Here is a 20435-nt window from a genome sequence, read left to right as displayed (position 1 = left end):
CCGCGCATGATCCCGCACGCCTTGATGCCCCTTGCCGCGTCCGGTCTGAAGATCGACTGGACCAGGATGCCGACCTACAACACGATCATGTCGGTGGCCGCCGGCGCCGGACTGCTGCTCGTGGTGGCGCTGGGCTACCGGCTGCTCGCCCCCGGGCGGGAGGTCTCCTTCGAAGGCTGGTCGCTCGCTTTCGCGGCACTCGGCTTCACCCTCGTCACCACCGGCCTGCACATGACCCTGACCTGGCCGCTCGCCGGGCAGGGCTTCCCGTTCGACAACGTCATCTTCGGCGAACCGGCCCTGGCCTTCGGCGTCTTCCTGCTCACCGCCTCCTTCTACCTGTGGAAGCGCGGCCCCGAACTCCTCGGCGACGACCGGGTCGTCCGCGCGGCCCGGATCACCGGACCCATCTCGGTGTTCGTCTTCGGCATGGGCCTCGCCTGCTTCGGGATCGCCGCGGCGGGCTGGAAGTACACCCTCTTCGCCGCCCCGCCGGAGGAGCCCATCTCCGGGGAGTTCGCGAAGTGGCCGCTGCTGGAGGCGAGTTTCATGTCCGGGCTGTACGTCCTGGTCGGGATCGGGGCGCTCCTCCTGCCGTTCGCGCTGCGGCGGCCCCGGGGCTGGATGGCCCCGGTCATCGGCGTGGTGTGGGCGATCGCCGGAATCGCCTTCCTGCTCTTCGGAGGGCTGAACTACTTCACCCACATCGGTCTCATCGTCAACACCATGTGAGGCGGAGACGCCCCGCGGGGCGGAGGGGCGGGCCCGGCCCGGCGCTCACCAGCCCGTGGCGCCCACGACCTCGGCCGCGATCTCCGCGACCGTACGCCCGTCCGTGGCCACCCGGACCGTGTCCGCCGGTACGCCCTCCGCCAGGAGCCGGGCCCTGCGCCTGCTGTTCGCGACCTCGTACTCCAGCCCCGAGCCGATCTCCCGCCCCGCGAGCCGCTCGTACGTCGTGGCGTCGGAGGCGGTGAGCAGTACGCGGACCAGGCGCACGTCCGGCCCCATCGCCCGTTCGAACATCACCGCCGATTCCGGCAGGACGCACACGGTGTTGGTGTAGACGAGGCGGTGGTGGCCGAGCGCCGCGTAGTTCGCCCAGAGGGCCGTCAGATTGCGCTCGGTGATCCCGGCCCGGTGCGGATCGCCGGCCGGCGCCGGATGGACCTGGCCCACCAGATCGCCCTCCAGGAGGGCGTGGGCCGTCCCGGTGCCCCGGAGCAGCGCCGAGACCTCCCAGGCGACGGTCGTCTTGCCCACCCCCGCGCGCCCGCCGATGAGCAGTGCCTCGGCCGGCCGGTGGTGGTCCGTGTGCTCCGTGTGTCCCATGCGCGGCAGTGTGCCGGTCGGCCCGGCCGGACGCGACGGACTTTCCGGCGGGGCTTTATGGAGGCTCTTCCGGTGGGCCTTCCGGAGAGTCTTTCGGAGGGTCTTCCGGTGGGCCTTCCGGCGGGGCCGGTTCTGCTGCGCGCCGCCCGGCCCGCCGTGGGGCCGGGCCGGACGGCGCGGGGCTCAGAGCTCCGAGACGTGGTACGGCGAGACGGTCATCCAGCCGTTGCCCGCGGCGCCGTTGCGCTTGCCGCTGCTGGACCTGGCGAGGCTGTACCAGGACTCGACGTAGTCCGGGTCGTCGGTCCACCAGCTGGTGGGGATGGCGTCGAGCACCGCGTCGGCCAGCGGGATGTACGCACCCTGGTCGGTGATGGTCAGCAGGACGGTGGCGATGGCCTTGGCCAGGGCCTGGTAGTTGGTGTCCCCGTCGTCCTCCATCATGACCGCGTCGGCCAGGTCGTACTTGTAGTTGGACCAGTTGACCAGGACCTGGCCCGGGTAGTAGGTGGTGTCCGCCTTGTTCAGGTACGGCATCTCCACGGTGTCCACGCGCGGCTTGCCGTCCTTGCCGAAGCCGGTGACCAGGGTGAAGATCTCGGCGTCGCCCTTGAAGAACGGCTCCTGGACGTCGGCGACCCGCACCGAGTCGACCCGGGTGGTGTCGATGCCCGAGGCGGCGGCCAGGGTGCTCGCGGTGGTGGCGGGCGCGGGGGCGTTGAGGCCCTTGGCGGCCAGGGCCCCGTCGATGACCTTCAGCCCCTCGGCGACCGCCTTCGCCCCGTCGATACCGACGAGGTAGACGGGGCGGGAGGTGGGGGTGTCCAGGGCCAGTCGGTGTGCGGTGCCCCGGCTGTCGTACGCGGTGAAGGTCGTGGCGCCGTCGTCGTCGGACGGGGCGGCGGCGACCAGCGGGGCGGTGCCCGCGGCGAGCCGTCCGCGCATCGAGGCGTTGGCCAGTCCGACCCGCAGCAGCGGACCCGCGCCACTGCCGAGCCCCTTGGCGGCGGCGACGCCCCGGTCCGCCTCGGCGATCCCGGCGGCGAGGTTCCGCCCGGCCGGTGCGGCGGCGCGGCCGGTCAGCCCGCCGAGCCCGACGGTGTCCGCCGCCAGGGCCGCCCGGCGGACCTCGCCGCGCCAGGCCGGATCGGCCAGCGAACGTGCGAGCGCCCGGGCGGTGGCGTCCTCGATGCCGGAGACGGAGGAGGCGGCGGCCGGTGCGGCGGCGGAACCGCCGGACGCCGGGTGCGCCGGGGCGGCCAGGGCGGTGCCCTGGAGCGGAACAAGTGCGGTCGCGGCCAGCGCGACCCCGATCAGGGCCGTGCGCAGCGGTGTGGAAGCACTCAAGACGATGTCTCCTGTGAAGAGATGGAGCACGACGGGGGGTGTCGAAGCGGCCACCGGTGTCCGGCGGTGGGGACGGAGGAGCGGCACATCGATCTATGCGAGTAGACCGTGATTGAGTGTCCATGACAAGACTTGCTTTTCTCTCCGGGTTCCGATCCTCGGACCGGACCCGACAGGCCGAACTCGCCATTCCTGACTGGTCATTCCGTCATATTTCCGGCCGTCGTTGCCGCATCGAGACCCATCCGCAACGGCTTCGTCTGCTTCCGGACGCCCGCCTTGAACGTCACATTCACAGCTGGCCGACAGGGCCACGAAGGCATCGAGGGGGACGAACGACGATGGAACGCCGAGCACCAGAAGACCGGGCAGCGGAACGCGGAACACGGGAACGCGGAACACGGGAACGCCGGGTCGCGGGAAGCCGGGCGGCGGGAAGCCCGGCCACGCACCGGAGGCGGTACGCGCGTACCCGGCAGGGGGCGCTGGGGGCGCTGCTGGCGGGCGGCATGCTGCTCACCGGATGCTCGGCCCCCACGACCACCACCGACCGGGCCGCCTCCTCCGACCGCCGGGACGCCCCCGTCCCCGCGTACGGAGCGCCGGGCGGCGCCGAGAAGCCGGGCGGTGCCCGCGGGAAGGACGGGGCGGCGGAGAAGGACGGGGTGGCCGAGAAGGACGGGTCGCGGGAGTCCGCCCAGCCCGACTACCTGTCCACCTTCGCGCTGGACGTCGACACCGCCTCGTACGGCTACGCCCGCCGCACCCTCGGCAGCGGCCGGCTGCCGGACCCCGCCACCGTGCGGCCCGAGGAGTTCGTCAACAGCTTCCGCCAGGGCTACCGCCGCCCGGCCGGCAAGGGCTTCACCGTGAACGTCGACGGGGCCCGCGTCGGGGACGGCGGCTGGTCCCTGGTGCGGGTGGGCCTCGCCACCAAGGCCGCCCTCACCCGCGACGAACGGCCGCCCGTCGCGCTCACCTTCGTCGTCGACATCTCCGGCTCGATGGCCGAACCCGGCCGCCTCGACCTGGTGAAGAAGTCCCTGGGCATCCTCACCGACGAACTCCGCGACGACGACTCGATCGCGCTGGTCACCTTCAGCAGCAGGGCGACGACCCTGCTGCCGATGACCCGGCTGCGCGACCACCGGGGCAGGATCCGCGACCGGATCGACTCCATGGAGCCCACCGCCTCCACCAACGTCGAGGCCGGTGTCCGCCGAGGCTACGAAGAAGCGGTCGAGGGCCGCGTCGAGGGCGCCGGCAACCGGGTCGTCCTGCTCTCCGACGCCCTCGCGAACACCGGCGGGACCACGGCCGGGGCCATTCTGGAACGCATCGAATCCGCCCGTCGCGCCTACGGCATCACCCTCTTCGGGGTCGGCGTCGGCAGCGAGTACGGCGACGCCCTGATGGAGGAGCTCACCGACAAGGGGGATGGCCACACCACCTACGTCGCCGACGAGGAGCAGGCCCGCAAGGTCTTCGTCGACCAGCTCCCCGCCCACCTCGAACTGACCGCCCGCGACGCCAAGGCACAGGTCGCCTTCGACCCGAAGACCGTCAAGCAGTTCCGGCTCATCGGGTACGAGAACCGCAAGGTCGCAGACGAGGACTTCCGCGACGACCGGGTCGACGGCGGCGAGGTCGGCCCCGGCCACACGGTGACCGCGCTGTACGCCGTACGCCTCAGGCCCGGCGCGGCGGGGCACGTGGCGACGGCCACCGTCCGCTGGCTGGACCCCACCAACCGGGCACCGCACGAGCGGAGCGGCACCGTCACCACCGGAGCGATCGACGTCCCGCTCTGGGGAGGGGCGAGCAAGCGCCTCCAAGTGACGGCCTTGGCCGCCTACTTCGCCGAGACGCTCCGGGGCGGGAGCCTCCCCGGCACCCCCCGGCTCGGCGAACTCGCCACCCGCGCCGCCACCTTGGCCACCGCCACCGAGGACGCCTCGGTGCGCAAGCTGGCGGCGGCGATCGGCCAGGCCGACCGGATCAGGAACGGCGGGACGGACGACAGCGGCTCCGGGGCGGAACGGGAGGGCGAACTGGACTGACCGCCCCGCCCCGGAAACCGAGCGGCCGCGCGGCCGACGAACCCGACCGCGCGGCCGTCCCGTCACCGGGTTCGAACCGGCTGTGCGTTCCGCTCTCCATCGGCCTCGACCGGGCTGCGTGTTCCGCTCTCCACCGGCGTCGATCCGGCCGCGTGTTCCGCTCTCCGCCGGCCTCGATCCGGCCGCGCCGCGTTCCGCGCCCCATCGCCTTCAATCCGGCTGCACGGCCCGCCCGGCACCGCGAGGATGTCCCCCATGCTGCCCTCTCTCCTCCTGATCCTCGCCGTGATCACCACCGGCCTGTACGCCGGGTTCATGCTGACCTTCCTGATCGCGGTCATGCCCGGCCTCGCCGCCCTGCCCGACGAACAGTTCACGGCCGCCATGCGCCGCTTCAACGAGAAGGTGCCGGGCCCGCTCTTCCTCTGCCTCTTCCTCGGGGTGATCGCGTTCCCGGCGGCCGTGGTCGTCGTCGGTGTCGGCGACGACCACGGCGGCGCCGGCTGGGTAGCCGCGATAGCCGCCCTGGTCTGCGCGGTCGTCGGCCACCTGGTCACGATCGCCGGGAACATCCCGCTGAACGCGGCGCTGGCCCGGTCCGAGGGCGGCGACGACAGCGCCGCCCGTACCGCGTTCGAAGCGCCCTGGAACCGCCTCCACCTGCTCCGTACGCTCCTGACGCTCCTCGCGTTCGCCCTGCTGGCCGCCGCGGGAGCCGGATTCTGAACGGCGGCGGGGAGGACCACCGTTCGCCGTCCGTTCGTGTCGTGGAGCTGTAACAGTCGACTCCCGCACACAACCGTCGCGCAGCACGGACGGTCTGAATCTGCGCGGTGCCGAAGCCGGCACGACGGCCCGGCGCCGCCCAGCAGACGACCGAACCCGAACGAAGGAGCCTCCGTGGCATCCCGCGCCCTCGGAACCACCGTGGTCCTCGCCATCACCGTGGCGACCGCCGTGATCACCCTCCCCTCCGCCCAGGCCACGACGCCCGACCGCGCGTCGGCGTCCGTGGGCCGGGCCGCGGCCGCACCGGCCACGAGCCGCGAGGACTTCAACGGCGACGGTTTCCCGGACCTGGCCTTCACCGCGCCCGGCGGGACCGTCGACGGCAAGGCCAAGGCCGGTTACGTGGGTGTGGTGTACGGCTCCGAGAACGGACTGCAGACCTCCACCAAGCAGGTCTTCAGCCAGAACTCGCCCGGCATGCCCGGCGGCGCCAAGGCCGAGGGCGCCTTCGGCAGCTCCATGACCTCCGCCGACCTCGACCACGACGGGTACACGGACCTGGTGGTCGGCGCGAGCGGCGAGCAGAACGGCACGCCCCGGCTGGCCGGTTCGCTCACCGTCATCTGGGGCGGCCCGCAGGGGCTGTCCGGCGGTGCCACCCTTCTCTCCGGCGACGAGGAGTTCGCCCGCATCGGCACGCTCGCCGCGGCCGGCGACTTCGACGGCGACGGCAACATGGACGTCGTCACCCTCCAGGGCAGCGACATCCACCTCCTGTCCGGCCCGTTCGAGCGTGACGGCAGCGCCGCGTCCACCCGGCGCATCCGCGACATGAACGACCTGCGCTACACGGACATCGCCGTGGGCGACTTCAACGGCGACGGCCGCGACGACCTGGCCTCCGCCGTCCACGACGGCGACGAGTACGACGCCCGCCGCGTCCTGATCCACCAGGGCGGCGCGGACGGTCTCGCCGCCACCCCCACCACCGTCAAGCGGGCCAACGGCTACCGCCTCCAGGGCGGCGAGACCATCGCCGCGGGCAACATCAACGGCGACCGGTACGACGACATCGTGGTGGGCCGGATCGTCGAGGGCTACGACAGCGACCTCGACTACCCGCTCGCGCTGGGCGGTATGGTCACCTACGTGCCGGGCAGCCTGGCCGGTCCGCAGGGTGCCAAGGCCCAGGTGTTCAACCAGGACAGCCCCGGCGTCCCGGGCGTCGCCGAGGTGCACGACCAGTTCGGCGCCTCGCTGTCGATCGCCGACGTGAACGGCGACGGCTTCGGCGACATCGCCGTCGGCGTCCCCGGGGAGGACATCGGCAAGACGAAGGACGCGGGCTCCGTCCTCGTCCTCCCCGGCACGGCCACCGGTCCCACCGGGACCGGCACCATCGGCTTCAACCAGGACACCCCGGACGTCCCCGGCGTGGCCGAGGCCGGTGACCTCTTCGGCGGCGCCGCCAAGCTCGTCGACGCCGACCACGACGGCCGCGCCGAACTGGCCGTCGGAGCCCCCGGCGAGAACGACAAGGCCGGCTCCCTGTGGGTCTTCCCGTCCTCGGTGAAGGGCCCGACGGCCAAGGGCTCCTTCACCTTCGGCCACGGCGTCCTCGGCACGGTCGCGAAGGCCGCCGCCCTGGGCTCCTCCTTCAACCGCTGACCACACCCCGGGCGGCCTCCCCGGCAACAACCCCGGGAGGGCCGCCCGGGCTCAGGCGCGCGGCTGCGGCCGTACGGTGAGGATCTGCTCGGCCTGCCCGACCGGCCCGTGGATGTCGTGCAGCACGGTGCTGGTCAGCCCCTGCCCCGTCGGCCCGAAGGTGACGGTGGTGTCCAGACCGGTCCACGGCCCTTCCGGCTGCCGGTGCAGATGGATCGTCAGGTCGACGTTGGGGAACATCCACTCGGCCGGGTCCTGCTGGACGGCGATCCCGTTCGCGGTGTCCACCAGCGTGATGTACGAGGCCAGCGCGCCGCTCTCCTCGCCCGCGACCAGCGCGAGGGGCGTGGAGAGCCAGGCCGCCGTACGCCCCCTGCGGACCGGGGGAGTCCGGCGCACCTCGATGGACGCGATGTACCCCCCGTCCCACTGCCCGTCCATCTCCCACCGGGGCAATTCGTCCGGCGCGGGCATCGGCTCCCGGGGGCTGTCGGCGACGGACGAGGTGTCCAGGGACGCCAGCAGCCAGGCCCGCGCCCGGACCACCGCCCGGCCGCCGATGACGAGGGTCGCTTCGAGGAGCTCGATGGTCCGCCCCGGCCGGACGGTCTCCACGGTGACCTCGCACTCGTCGAGCGCGATCCGCCCCAGGATGTCGTACCCGATCCGCCCGACGACGAGCCCGCCCGCCCCACCCGGACGGCCCGCCAGATACCGCTCGATCTCGTGCGCCATCAGCCCGGCCACCGGACTGAAATGCTGCTCACCCGGACTCCACGCCCCACCCGCATGCGCCGTGGGCTTGAACCGGCCCGCCCCCGTCCGCTCGTAGTAGCTCTCGCGGGCGGCGGCACCTGTGCTCACGGGACGGATCTCCTCGGCCGGGACATACACGGATAGTTGCCTACCCCACGCATCCTAGGGAGCACGAACCCCCCGGGTCACCGTGGGCTGGGCCACAGCCGGGGTACCCCGAGCCGCCCCGACCAGCAAAAAGACCCTCCCGAAGGAGGGTCCTCGATCGTGCGCCCCCGGCAGGACTCGAACCTGCGGACAAGTACTTAGAAGGCACTTGATGGATAGGGGAGTGGGGTGGCTCTGACCTGCACGGACGTCATGTGCGGATGATGGGCGACGAAAACTTCGGCCGTTTTCGGGACGGAGGCAAGCTGGCGCACGCACCCAGAGGTGACAGGCCCCGGACTCGGCTGCGCTGTGTTGGGATGCCCAGGTTGGGGCGCGAGGCCATGCGACTGCTGTTCAGCATCCCGTTGTGCCAGCCCCGTAGGTAGCGGAGGCGGAGAGATGCCCTGGGATCTGCAACGGCCACGTCGGACTCCAATGCGGCCTGGCCGATCGCGGTGTACTCGGCGCGACCCGGATCGCTCCATGTGACGGTCCGCAGTTCGGGTGCCTCTATCCGGAGCAGGTACGCCGGATGCAGACATTGGACTTGGAGGACCCCTGCACCGCAGCCTCACGTGATGCCGGAGGCTGCGATGCGTGAGTTTCCCGCTAATGCTGCCGCTACATGTCCCGTACGTGAACAGGAGAGCCCAGTTCACGGATTCGTTCGGCAAGGCCATCAGCGGCCTGGCTGCTGACGACCATTTGAATGCTGCCCTGCAGGAACGAGACGTCGCCTCGATCGATGACGTCGTACAGCTGCCGGAAGAGCTGGCTCAGTGCCTCGGAGTTGCCTGTGTTGTTGAGCATGCTCTGGGTCACAGAAAAGGCGAGCTGCTTCTCCAGCGGCGCTGGCGCGTCCTCGTCCTCATCGCCGCGGCTCTGACCTCCATGGCTCTCGCCGTCACCTTCAGGGTTGGACTCGGATTCGGGCGCTGTATCCGTCCCGTCAGATGACGGTTCGTCGGCGTGAGGTGACGGAAGCAAGGGCTTGCCTAGCCTGAGTCGCTGGCTTGAGAGGTTGATCTCAGAGAAACCTGTGACCGCTACTTCCTCTCCTTCGCTGTCAACGATGCGTAGCAGGCTTGCCTGGACAGCGTCGAAGAGTGCCTGTCGTAGGTCGTTCTGTCCGCTGTAGAGGAGGGGAAGTCGAGGGGTGTTCCAGAACGAATCCCGCAGTTCGTCTAGCGGACGCCCGTAGTCGGATTCCCGGAGGTTGTGAAGCAGAGCTCTCTCTGTGAACGTCCCTTGGTCGAACGACTTGCCCTTTTCGACGAGCGCCTTCCACACGATGGCACCGTTGAGGGCGGTCTCCGTCTTATCGTCGAACGTCACTTCATCGATGACACGCGGCGCGTCGTCGTCAGGCTGAGCCAGGAACAGCACGTGCTGGAAGGCTCGCTTGATCGTCGTCTCGAGGTTACGCTTCGCCTCGTTGCGCTCAGCCACTGCCTTGGACTTCATATCGCCATCGTCTTGCGTCTCTTGGACACCAAGGACGCGCTCTGCAGCCAGGTATGCGGTCGCGAGACGGCGAGCAGCGTGTCGCTGTTGTGTGTTGGCCACAGCGAAGACCGCCGAGGAGGCCCACCTCGTGGGCAATTTCTCGGCTCCGAGCCCGACTGCCGCTTGGACTGCGTCGCGAGTGGCGCGATCTGCGCCATTGCGCAGGGTGAACTGCGCGGGATCAAGCACGACCAAGCGGGTGACGCGAGCATCATCGATGCTGGCACTCGCCAGTACCTCCCGAGGCGTCTGACCCTCTACAGAAGCCCGGACGAACTGCTTACGGTCGAACGGACCTGTGTCGGTGAGCCGTTCGGCGAAGTCGGCAATTACTGTGTCGCGCTCGGCGTCGGTGATGGTGTCACGCATCGCTCGCTGGAGCATGAGTAGCGTTTGCTCGGTGGACAGGAAGTACCGGGCCTGCTGCCCTTTCTGGCCGGGTGTGGTCTCGATGCTAACCAGGCCGGTCTCGGGGTCAGTGACATCTTTGATGACGGCATCAGCATCGGCGAACATGTAGGCGGGATCGGGGACGGCCGTCGCTGCCTTGACCTCTGCATCGGTAGCGCCACGGCGTCCCTGGCTTCGACCGGACACGATGGAGGTGAGGAAAATGGCCGTGGCCGCCCGCTCGGCGGCTCGTGGGTTGGAACGGTGCCAAAGCACGTCTTCATCGGCACCGCGGTTCGTGTCGAGGAGCCGAGCTGTTCCGCTTGTGTCCTTAACGCCAACGATGTCGTTCTGGGCCAGGGATCGGTAGTTGTTCTGGGTCTTGGTGTCACTGATGAGCCCGGAGCCGATGATGGACTCGCGGACCTGGGTGCTGGACAGGGGAAGGTCGCCCGGCCCGATGAGGAGCGGAGCCCAGGCTCCGGTTTTTCCTCGCTGCTGGAGGGCGAAGACGGTGGCGGCGAAGACCTTTATGGTCGAGCGGACCTTTTGGAAGCCGGTTCGGTTGGCCCATTCGTGTTCAGCCATGTGCATGAGCTGAGGGTGGAACGGATAGGTGCGGCTGACTTCCTCGCCGAAGTTCGCCGTCCATGGGGCGTGGAGGGCGTCATAAACCTTGGCCTTCCAAGGTCCGTTGCTCATTGCCTCGTTGTACTCGCGGACCGTGGCGTCGACGACCTCTTTGGCCGGCGGCTGAGCGAAGATGCGGCGACGGAGGATTGCCGCGAAGTCGTCGTTCTCGTGGACGCCGACGGGCTTGCCGTTCCGGTCGAGCAGCCGCTCGAGGTCGAGGCGTCGGCGCTCTCCTTCCGGACTCAGGGAGATGGAGTCCTTGTCCGAGGCGATCATGACGGCCAGCATCGCTGTGCGCTGGGTCTTCGTGACAGCGTCCAGGAGGGCGCGCATGAACGCCTGGTCCTGAGCCGTAAGGGCTTCGTCGCCGACGCCGTCCAGGCCGTTGCCGAAGTAGTTCATGATCTCATCGACGATTATCAGGACGGGCCTGTCGAGAGACCTGATGGCTTCGGAGATCTTAGAAACGTTGCTGAAGTGTTCGCGATAGGTGATGTAGCGCGAGTAGTCGCCGTCGAAGAGGCGCCAGAGGAAGCGCTCGTAGAGGCTCTTCGCCGGGCCGTCATGCTCCTCTACGGTCGCGCCCGGTGTCATGTTGTCACACGGAAGCACGACGACGTGAGGATTCTCAAGATTCTTCGGAAGCGGTCGGCCGAGGATTGTCTCGGCGTGTTCGAGAACGGCCTTACCAACGTCGGTTTTGCCGAGCTTGAGGGGGGCCTTGGCAAGGTGATACGCGCCGATGCAGGCGTGGGACTTACCGCCGCCCATGCCCTGGTCGAGCCGCAGGAGCGCGGGGGACTTGGTGTGTTCGTCGCCGCCGCCGAGCCTGATCGCGATGCGTGCCAGGAGGTCGGTGAGCGCCCCGGTGGGGTGGGTGATTTCGCCGTAGTACGAGGCATCTGCGTACTGGGGGCGCTGATCTTCTGTTCCATACACAGCGTGGTACAGCGACATCTGCACATCAGCGATGGACCCCGAGGCGTCCAGGATCTCAGGGCGGATCCGAAGCGCCTTCCACCACGGCGTCACACCGCTCTGCTTCACCACAACTCCTCGTTTCCTGATAATGGTCTTGATTGCTGCGTTGATTTGCGCTGCTCACCAAAGGGTGGGATGACCCTTTTCGGCAGCCTCGCGTGATGTGCGGATCTGCGCGCTCGCGATGTTTCGTGCTGCGACGTCGACGCCGCGCCGACTGCGCTGTAGACCGTTCCATGCGGCAACGTCGGCCTCGCCCTCGGGCAGTCTGTTCGCCAGGTAGGCGATCGCGGACCACAAGTACTCGTCGTCGTTGTCTCTGGCGGCGTCCACGAGGACTTCGGCGACAGCGTCCAGTCCATCAGGCCAAGACTTGGCCATGGCGAAGGCTACGTCGATGACGGAGGAGTCCGGCGTAATGGTGCTCTTGAACTCCTTTGTGGTGAGGAGGCGACAGCCCTTATCTCCCTGGTGCAGGAGATTCTTGACGTCACCCATATCCAGGTCGCCGGCCAGGACTTGCCATCGAAGTTCCGACTTGGGTGCCAGCTGTCGGCCGTAGAGGCGTACCCACCACAGGGCGAAGCGCGTGCGCGCGTCGAAGGAGTCCAGCGGCAAGGAGACGACCTTGATGTCTGCGGCGTCCTGGACGGCCTTTCGGGCAACGATCAGGAAGCGCTCCAGCCCCACGACATCGCCCGTTACATCCAGGATCTGCGAGTAGCGTCCTGTCACTTCCATCGCCGGTCCGGCGGATGCCATGAGCATGTCGGTGTGCGCAAGGCCCGACCGGTCCCAGAGTTCGACCCTCGACTTGACCTCGGCTTTTACCTGCGCCTCTACGGCGGCGAGGCGCCCTTCCCGACGGTCCAGGGGCGCAGGGCGGCAGGCCATGGTTAGAGTCGTGACGATGTTGGCGGCCGTCGCAGAAGCCCCTCCGGCCTCGGTCTTGGCGGGCCACGACCCTGTGAGGATCAAACCGGCTGCCGAGATCGCGCTGAGCAGGCGATGCCAGACTTCAAGGTCACCGTGTCCGAAGACGATGGTGACAACGCCGTCGTCGGTGACGACACGGCGAGCCTCTGCGAACGCTCGGGCGATGCTGCTGTCGTAATGCTCACGTGTGCGATGGTCCCCAGCGGGCCCGCCACCCCGCTTGACGATAATCTCCTCTGCCTTGTCCTGGACGCCCCCGGGGTGCGTAGTCATGGACAGCATCGGGTCGGCCGTGTTCATGGCCCGCTTCGCCCAGACGAAGAAGACGTCACTGGAGTCGCTGTAGTCGATCATGTCGTCGTACGGAGGGTCGGTGACGACAGCATCGAGCCAGTTGGGCCGGAACGGCAGCATGGTGGCACTGCCGCGTTGCACGGAGGCCGGCAGGGCTGAGGCTCGCTGCCGAATGTTCCGCAGTGCGGTGACAGTCTGCTTCGAAAGGGATTCCCAGGAACCAGGCCCAGACGACAGCCCGCTTTCGAACCAGTCGTAGGAGAAGGAGACTGCCGACTGATTGACGAAGATGTCGCCAACCTGCGCTCCGCCTGCCTTTTGCAGGCGGGCTCCCCTAGTGGAGCGGCGGATCTTGCGCATCATTGCCGCCGTGGCGTAGCCGGCGAGAGTGCGAGCGTAGTCGGGGGAGACGCCAGCCTTCAAAGTCTCCTGTGTCACATCGTTGATAGCGCGGGCCAGCCGGACCAGTCCCAGCGTTTGGCGCGCTTCGCATAGGTCACCATAAGTGCGGTCCCCGTAATTTACAGACTGAATCGTCCAGGTATTCCCTGAAGGGATAAGTTCGTCCGGGCGTGCTGGCATCAGGCCGAAAGGCGGCTCATGTTCCAGTGCTTCCGCCGCCTGCTTCGCCGCAGAAAACTCTCGATCGGTAGGCTGTCGAAAGACCTTCGTCTTATCTTCCGGGTCAATATCGGCTGCCGCGAGGAGCATGTCCTCACGCATGCCTTCGGCGCTCAGGCGAGTGTGCACTGCCTTGGAGTGGACATGGTCACAGAACGGGCAGACAGCGACGCGACCGTTTGCTGAGTACTTGCTCTTGCCTGCTTGGACACGTGTCGGTGTGCCGACCGGCGGACCGTCGTGGACGAGAGCTTCGCAGACGCCCGTACTAGAGTCTGCATGGATACGGAAGCTCTGGCCGCTGTCTCCCTTTTTAGGGCGTGGGCGCCGCAACTCCAGTTCGCCGACCAGCGGAAAGCGTCTACCGCATTCCTGGCATGGAAGGGTTGAAGCCCAAAGGTAACCCCAGGGATAGGCGCCGGCGGACTTGGGATAGAACTCGTCCATCGACTTGCGGAAGCGGCGGCCGACTTCCTGGAGAAAGGTCTCTACGTCAGTGACGATGCGGTCCCTGTCCCCTTCGAGGGGCAGGGCTCCGTCGGTCTTCTGGAAGGGCAGAGACGGTTCCTGGCTCCAGTCCCGGAAGGGAAGGTCGGCGAGAAGGGAGCCTCCGAGAGCCGCGAACGGGGAGTAGTCGATGCCGAAGGCTTCGGCCTGGAGTCGACTTGCTTCGAGCGGGATCATGGCGCGTCCGGAAAACGGGTCCAGCACCCGAGGGCGCCGACCGTATTCCTGCTCAAGGATGGCCTGGATCTCGTTCGCGCCGTCCGTATGGCCCTTGAGTGCCTTACGGACGAGATTCTGCAGGTCGCGCTGCTCAGCCTCGTCGTCAGGCCAGGGCAGAAGACTGGTGAGTACGGCCGCCTTGGCTTGGGCGACGGGACGCTTCGCGAACCACACCCAGAGGCTCGACTCGGTGTTACCGCTCCCCCAACTCTCGGAGCACGCATCACTGACCTCAGCGCAGGGAAACCAGCGTTCGATCATGCGTGTCATGTGGAGCTCTCCTGAGTACGGTCACGGGCAGTGCGCAGTGAGGACCCGGGGATCCGGAAGACGGCGTCGCCTCGGATGTCACCAGCGAACACGTTAATGGGGTCGCGGAAGCTACCAAAAAGCGCTCCCAGGCTGTCGTTGCACTGATCCACGACGTACAGCCAGTAGTCCCTCCGGTGCTGCATGGCCATGAGCACCTCGTTACCCGTCAGACGGATTCCTCGAGATGCTGCCGAGTCCCATACCCCCTTGACCTCGACCAGTTGCTGGTCACGGCCCCTCACCGCCCGCAGATCGTATCCCCGATTCTCCGTGTGCACGTCCGAGACGACCCACCCCGCCTCCTGGAGGAGGCGCTGCACGTGACGCATGGCGATGCGCTCGGAGTCCTTCTCCTCGACCGTCTTGTCGACCGCACTCGCATAGACCCGCATGCGGCCTACACAGGTAGGTGTGGTGATCTCCACCTTGCTCAGGCGCTCCAGCTCCTCCAGGCGCCGCTGTGCCTGAGCGCGCAAGCGATCACGCAGCGCTAGGCGCTCATCACGGTTCGGGATCTGGTGCGTGAGATCGACGGGTAGGTTCTCCAGGTCACGTCGGGCGGAGGCAAACCAGTCGTCGCGAACCTCCTGGTACTTCTTACGGGTGTCACTGGCGAGCTGGTTGGCACGCTCCTCGGCCAGCTGTCCGCGGGCCGGGTGCGGCACACCCCCCGACTTGGTCGTGGGCACTAGGTTGGCCAACGTCTCCCAGCGGACGGGGTACGCGTCGCCCGTCTCGTCGATGCGGATCAGCCCTGCCCAAGCAGTTCGGCGTTTCCCCCCAACCTCGGTCAGGGTGGCCTCGTAGGCATGCAGCTCGTAGCCGGTGATGCTGGTGGGATCCTCGGCTGCGCCCCCACGGTAGAGGTCGGGGGCAAGCCCATCAGCGACGTACCCGATGAGATCGCCGAACGCGAGGCTGCCGGGACCAAGAGGCAAGGCCCGGGACGTATCCGCGTTTCCTGCGTTGTCCTTCAGAGCCTGGCTGCTGGTGGCCACCAGAGCCTGGTCCCCACCCCCGAGCCCTGCAGGGAGGGCGGCGTCTGAGGTGAGGAGCAGAATGCCGTCACCGGCCGCGGTGTTCTGCACACGCAGAAGGTCGGCGGAATCGAGCCGTTTGAGGAACGCCTCGACGATGGCGGGGTTGATGCGTTCGAGAAGGTCTTGCTGGAGAAGGGTCAGCGCTGCCATGGCTTCGACCTTGCTGGCCAGCTCGGCTTCCTGCGCTCGGGCCTGCTGGGCCCGCCTGCGGAGGTCCGCCACGGTAATCCGGCGGGCGGCTTCTTCCGCGGCCTGCCGCCGCTCCGCGTCATCGCCGTAGAGGGCCTGGAGCCACTCCTCATACCGGATGCCGGCGAGCTCGGCTACGAGGGAGAGGCTGTCGAACATCTGACCGTCGAGCTCGTTGGCAGCAGTGACGAACCGATCGAGAAGGCGATGCAGGGTCGCGCCTTCCCGGGTGTCGACGGCGACGAGGTTGAACAGTTCAACATCTCGGGTCTGGCCGACACGGTGGATGCGGCCCATCCGCTGTTCAAGCCGCACCAGGGACCACGGGATGTCGTAGTTGATCAGGACGTGCGCCACCTGCAGGTCGATGCCTTCGTTGCCTGCGTCGGTGGAAACGATGATCTGGAAGTCGCCGCGCATGAAGGCGGCTCGCACCGCGTCGCGCTCGTTGTTCGGCTGCCGGCCGGAATACATGCGGGCGGTGTAACCCTCACGCTCAAGCCGCTCGGTGATCCACTCCGCAGTGTCCGCGAACTCCGTGAAGATCACTGCCTGCTGGTCGCTGCCGGGGTCGATGCCTTCGGGCGCCAGGCACCCATCGATAAGCACTCGCCACTTTGAGGGAGAGATCATCGGATCCTGGAGGATCTGGTCCACCTGCTCGACAAGATCAGAGATGGCCTTGCGCTCGGCGCGGGATGCGGCCGAGTCCGCGTTGACGACCTGAGCCTCCTCGCGGCCGGCGTCGTCCTCACCGTAGGGATCTGCCTGCACGGAGGCTTCGGCCGCGGCAAGCCGCCCCATATGCTCCTGCCGGCGCCTCAACGTCTCGCGCAGCGCGAAAAGAGAGGAGGCAGCCCGCTTGCCGTAGACCATGCGAGCAAGCGGCTGGGCATTAGGCAGCATGTAGCGGTCCACCATCGCCAGTGCCTGGGTGTAGACCGAGAGCTCCTGGCGGCTCAGCGGAATACGGTGATTCGTGGCCCGGCGGCGCTTGAAGAGACGACTTTGGCCGTCGTAGTCGACCAGGTCCTCCTTCATCCGACGAAGGAAGTGGATCGGTCCGGGCGTGAGCTTGGACAGTTCCTGCGACTGATCGTCGCCGGGATCCGGGTAAATGTCGGGGTCCACCAGATGTAGAAGATGGCGGAACAGCCACTCGGATCCGCGATGCGGCGTCGCTGTCATGAGGAGAGTGCGAGGCGCCCGGGACAGGAGCCGACCCACCCTGTGATACGTCTGCGCCGTGGGGGTCAGCCTGTGAGCTTCGTCGAATACGACGATGTCCCAGCCCGCGCGGTCCGGACGGATGGCCTCCTGTACGGCGCCGTTGACTGCCGCCAGCTCAAGTGACACAACCCACATGTCGTGAGTCACATCGAGGGCGTGCTCACGGACGGTGTCGGCGGTGATCCGGCGAAGCCCCCCATCGAAGAACCGGTCGAAGTCGGCCTGCCACTTGGACACCAGGTTGGCTGGCGCGACGATCAACGCCTTGCGGATGAGCCCGTACCGCTGCATCTCACGGAGATAGAGCCCGGCCATGATCGTCTTACCAGTGCCCGGCTCGTCGGCGAGCATGAAACGCAACCACGGCTGCGGCAACATGGCCCCGTAAACCGCGTTCGCCTGATGCGCATAAGGGTTCAAGGGTGACGACGCGAGGAGGGTGCTGCTCGCATTGGTCGCGGCGGCGCCCATCCACTGAGTCCACATGCCAGCCAAGATTCGAGCGGAGGGAGCACCGCCGTCCCTCACCAGCACCTGCACCCGGGCTGCTTCCTCGGCAGTCAGCTCGGCTTTGTGGAGAGCTTGGTGATCATCGATGACGTACAGAGACCACCCTCCATCAGGCAGCTTTCGCGCCAAGTCGACGGTCACCCAGCCGGGCACAGTTTTCGGCAGGCTGACGCGCTGCCCCTGCTCGAATGCCGTCGCCACGAACCTACTGCTCCCCGCTATGTGTCACGCTTGCTCCGGTCGACCGTCGATGTCGACGGTGCGACTACACCACCCTAGTACCGGGTGTCTGCGACTCGGGTGTGTCGCTTGCCGAGCCCGAAGAAGCAGAACGTAGCCGCAAGGCTCTGAGGGCCTTCCGAGGAAGATCCTTCGATCCGCCCCCGGTCGAAGCCTCCAGGACCTGCGCCCCCTGGCGCAGGTCCTCTCCCGCCCCTTCGGGGGCGGGTACGGCGGAAGCACTGCTTCCGCCCCAACTTGCTCCGCCCGGGGCGGGGCCGGTGGGCACCTGCGGCGGTGCGGGCCAGTCGTTCGGCTGAGGCGGGATTGTCGAGGCAGGGGTGGGGTGCTGCGGGGCGGGTGCCATGTGGGGATCCTTCGGTGGGGCGGCGGGAGGGGAAGTCCGTGCTTCGTGGATGTCTCGACGGGTCTGGAGGCTGTCCGGCAAGGCGGAGGGGACGAGCCGGTCGGTCCGGGTTGGGGCAACCCGGACCGACCGGAATGGGGTTGACCTGCGGTTATTTCCGGTCAGTGGTGCTCGAGGTTTCGGACGGCCCCTTGGGGACCGTTCCGTCGAGGCGGTTTACAAGCTCCGTGAGCCGTCCTAGGAATTCTGAGCAACCCGTCGACGCGCCGTGCCAGCAGGTTCGGTCACTTTAGGGTCGTCCCGGTTGGCGAAATCACCACCGGAAATCTCTACGCGGTCCGCATCGCTCACGGCAGACAGGAATGCCCTTCCGGACCGGTCGGCGCGCAAGCTACAACACCACCCATGCCGCCACGCCCCCTCGCCATCGGACCCGCCGGACACGCCGCCGCCCACGCCATCGAACGCACCCGTACCGCTCGCGGCTACTCCCAGCGCCAGCTCGCAGCCCGCGTCACCGCGCTCGGTCGTCCCATGACCTTCACCGCACTCTCCCGCATCGAACGCACCGTCCGCCGCTGCGACATCGACGATCTCGTTGCCATCGCCACAGCCCTCGGAATCGCCCCACAGATGCTTCTCGTCGACGCCCTCGAGTGCTCAGGGGCGGCCGGGCTGGGCGAAACGTAGCCGACGATCCCCGGTTTCCCTAACCGGGGATTCCCCGGATCATTATGGGTCCCGGAACGCCCGTCGATCCGATCCCTGCCAGAGTCATGCCCATTTACCGAAAGGGAAACCTTGCGTCGATCCCCGATAACCGCCGCCCGTCGCTCCGAAGAAAAGCTCACCGTCGACGAGCTCTGCGAAGAGCTGCGGATTTCCCGGTCTACCTTCTACGACTGGCGCCAGAAGGGACGCGCGCCCCAGTGCGTGAAACTCCCGAACGGCAGCCTGCGCGTCCGCCGCAGCGACCTGGAGAACTGGCTCATCGACTGTGAGGCCGCTGCGTGACCAACCGGTCCTACAAGGTCCGCTTCTACAAGACGGAGGTCTACAAGGGGAAGCGCGGCACCACCCACACCGTCCGCTGGTCGGTCGACGGCCGGCGACACGGCGAGACGTTCAAGAAGAGCGCGCTCGCCGAGTCCTTCCGCGCCACCCTGCTCGTCGCCGCCAACAACGGCGAGCCCTTCGACCTGGACACCGGCCGCCCAGCCTCACACGCCGCGCCCTCCACCGAGATCACCTGGTACGAGTTCGCCCTCCAGTACGTCGACATGAAGTGGTCCCGCATCTCGGCGAACAACCGCATCAGCACCGCCAAAGCCCTGACCAAGGCCACGCTCGCCCTCCTCCGGGCCGAACCTGTCCAGTACGAGGGCGTCGACGTCCGCAAGGCGCTGCGCGAGTACGCCTTCAACAAGAACCGCCGGGACGAGGCCCCGCCCGAGTACCGGGCGATCCTGGCCTGGGTCCGGCGCAACTCGCTCCCGATGAGCGCCTGGGAGGACACCAAGCACGTCGATGCCGTCCTCCATGCACTCGACACCGTCCTCGACGGCACGCCGGCTGCCGCCAGCTCAGCCAAGCGCTACCGCCGCATCCTCAACGTGGCCCTGCGCCACGCAGTCCGCCAGAACGTCCTCCGGACCAACCCCATGCCCAAGGGGAAGGAGGACAACGCTGCCCCGAAAACCTCCGGCGCCGTCGACAAGCGCTCCCTCCTCAACCCCCACCAGGTGGCCGCGCTGCTCATTTGGATCGCCGGCCGCCCTCGCACCGGCCGCCAGCTCACCGTGTTCTTCGCGACCCTGTACTACGCCCCGAGGAAGCGGTCGCCCTGCGGGTCGAGGACGCCGTCCTGCCCGCGGCCGGCTGGGGCGAGCTCCGTGTCCACACGGCAGAGCCCGAGGTCGGCAGCCACTGGACCGACGACGGTGAGGTCCACGAGACCCGTAACCTCAAGGGGCGCGCATCCGGGGACACCCGCACCGTCCCCGTCCACCCCGACCTGGTCGCGAGCCTTCGGGACCTGATCGCCCGCGATCAGCTCAAGCCCGGCGACCTGCTCTTCCCCGGAGAGAAGGGCGGCCTCCTGGCCGGCTCGGTCTACCGGCGCATCTGGGCCAAGGCCCGCGAGGCCGTCCTGCCCGAGCACGAGTACGACTCGCCCGTCGGCAAGCGCGTGTACGACCTCCGCCACACCTGCCTGACCACCTGGCTCAACAACGGCATCCCGCCCGCCCAGGTCGCCGACTGGGCCGGCAACAGCGTCCCGGTCCTGCTCTCCACCTACGCCCGCTGCATCACCGGCCAGATCGCCGAACTCCAGCAGCGCATCGAAGGGCCCCAGTCCTTGCCCGGTCCACGGTTGCCTTCGCGCGTCGGCCCTGTTCGTGCCGCAGTCTCTTCGGCGAGAGATGCTCGCGCACGGTG

At 68.0% G+C, this 20435-nt stretch carries 13 protein-coding genes and 1 tRNA gene; 7 read left to right on the top strand and 7 right to left on the bottom strand.

The annotated features are described in order from the left end of the window. Positions 1 to 6: 6 nt before the first annotated feature. Complete coding sequence (locus ACF08W_RS33255; RefSeq protein ID WP_352275435.1) at positions 7 to 732, top strand: DUF981 family protein; 726 nt, start codon at positions 7 to 9, stop codon at positions 730 to 732. A gap of 45 nt (positions 733 to 777) precedes the next feature. Here ACF08W_RS33255 and ACF08W_RS33250 read toward each other — a convergent pair whose 3' ends face one another. Both ACF08W_RS33250 and ACF08W_RS33245 read right to left on the bottom strand, forming a co-directional pair. Further along, positions 778 to 1332, bottom strand: coding sequence for a hypothetical protein (locus ACF08W_RS33250; RefSeq protein WP_392281574.1), 555 nt, complete (start codon positions 1330 to 1332; stop codon positions 778 to 780). Between the two features lie 183 nt (positions 1333 to 1515). After that, positions 1516 to 2679 (bottom strand): DUF3103 family protein, encoded by a 1164-nt coding sequence (locus ACF08W_RS33245; protein ID WP_392281573.1) that lies wholly within the window; start codon positions 2677 to 2679, stop codon positions 1516 to 1518. Between the two features lie 509 nt (positions 2680 to 3188). Between ACF08W_RS33245 and ACF08W_RS33240 the strand changes: the two genes are divergently transcribed. The 3 genes from ACF08W_RS33240 (at position 3189) to ACF08W_RS33230 (ending at position 7136) form a co-directional block, all read left to right on the top strand. Then, positions 3189 to 4739: a VWA domain-containing protein gene (locus ACF08W_RS33240; protein WP_392281572.1), complete on the top strand. Its 1551-nt coding sequence runs from the start codon at positions 3189 to 3191 to the stop codon at positions 4737 to 4739. A gap of 246 nt (positions 4740 to 4985) precedes the next feature. Next, on the top strand, positions 4986 to 5465 hold the full coding sequence (locus ACF08W_RS33235; RefSeq protein WP_392281571.1) for a DUF1772 domain-containing protein: 480 nt from the start codon (positions 4986 to 4988) through the stop codon (positions 5463 to 5465). Between the two features lie 174 nt (positions 5466 to 5639). Continuing rightward, positions 5640 to 7136 carry an FG-GAP-like repeat-containing protein gene (locus ACF08W_RS33230; protein ID WP_385210285.1) on the top strand — a complete coding sequence of 499 codons (1497 nt, stop codon included), beginning with the start codon at positions 5640 to 5642 and terminating at the stop codon, positions 7134 to 7136. A 51-nt stretch (positions 7137 to 7187) separates the two neighbouring features. Here ACF08W_RS33230 and ACF08W_RS33225 read toward each other — a convergent pair whose 3' ends face one another. The 5 genes from ACF08W_RS33225 to ACF08W_RS33205 all read right to left on the bottom strand — a co-directional run bounded on the left by ACF08W_RS33225 (position 7188) and on the right by ACF08W_RS33205 (position 17611). Beyond that, positions 7188 to 8000, bottom strand: coding sequence for a thioesterase family protein (locus ACF08W_RS33225; RefSeq protein ID WP_392281570.1), 813 nt, complete (start codon positions 7998 to 8000; stop codon positions 7188 to 7190). A gap of 162 nt (positions 8001 to 8162) precedes the next feature. After that, positions 8163 to 8302, bottom strand: a tRNA-OTHER gene (locus tag ACF08W_RS33220). 361 nt (positions 8303 to 8663) lie between these two features. Next, positions 8664 to 11618: a DUF499 domain-containing protein gene (locus ACF08W_RS33215; protein WP_392281569.1), complete on the bottom strand. Its 2955-nt coding sequence runs from the start codon at positions 11616 to 11618 to the stop codon at positions 8664 to 8666. A gap of 54 nt (positions 11619 to 11672) precedes the next feature. Beyond that, positions 11673 to 14399: a DUF1156 domain-containing protein gene (locus tag ACF08W_RS33210; RefSeq protein WP_392281568.1), complete on the bottom strand. Its 2727-nt coding sequence runs from the start codon at positions 14397 to 14399 to the stop codon at positions 11673 to 11675. After that, entirely contained in the window at positions 14396 to 17611 is a 3216-nt protein-coding gene (locus tag ACF08W_RS33205) for a helicase-related protein (protein ID WP_392281567.1), read from the bottom strand. Before ACF08W_RS33205 ends, ACF08W_RS33210 begins: the two co-directional genes overlap by 4 nt. A gap of 790 nt (positions 17612 to 18401) precedes the next feature. Between ACF08W_RS33205 and ACF08W_RS33200 the strand changes: the two genes are divergently transcribed. The 3 genes from ACF08W_RS33200 (at position 18402) to ACF08W_RS33190 (ending at position 20035) form a co-directional block, all read left to right on the top strand. After that, on the top strand, positions 18402 to 18686 hold the full coding sequence (locus ACF08W_RS33200) for a helix-turn-helix domain-containing protein (protein WP_392281566.1): 285 nt from the start codon (positions 18402 to 18404) through the stop codon (positions 18684 to 18686). A 111-nt stretch (positions 18687 to 18797) separates the two neighbouring features. Next, complete coding sequence (locus ACF08W_RS33195; protein WP_383621955.1) at positions 18798 to 19010, top strand: helix-turn-helix transcriptional regulator; 213 nt, start codon at positions 18798 to 18800, stop codon at positions 19008 to 19010. After that, a complete protein-coding gene (locus tag ACF08W_RS33190) occupies positions 19007 to 20035 on the top strand; it encodes a hypothetical protein (RefSeq protein ID WP_392281565.1) in 1029 nt (342 codons plus the stop codon). The genes ACF08W_RS33195 and ACF08W_RS33190 overlap by 4 nt, the downstream gene beginning before the upstream one ends. Positions 20036 to 20435: the final 400 nt, after the last annotated feature.

Source organism: Streptomyces sp. NPDC015144, from assembly GCF_043079735.1.
Taxonomy (GTDB): domain Bacteria; phylum Actinomycetota; class Actinomycetes; order Streptomycetales; family Streptomycetaceae; genus Streptomyces.
Note: the sequence above shows the minus strand (reverse complement) of the source record. Positions and strands in the feature narration are given on the sequence as shown.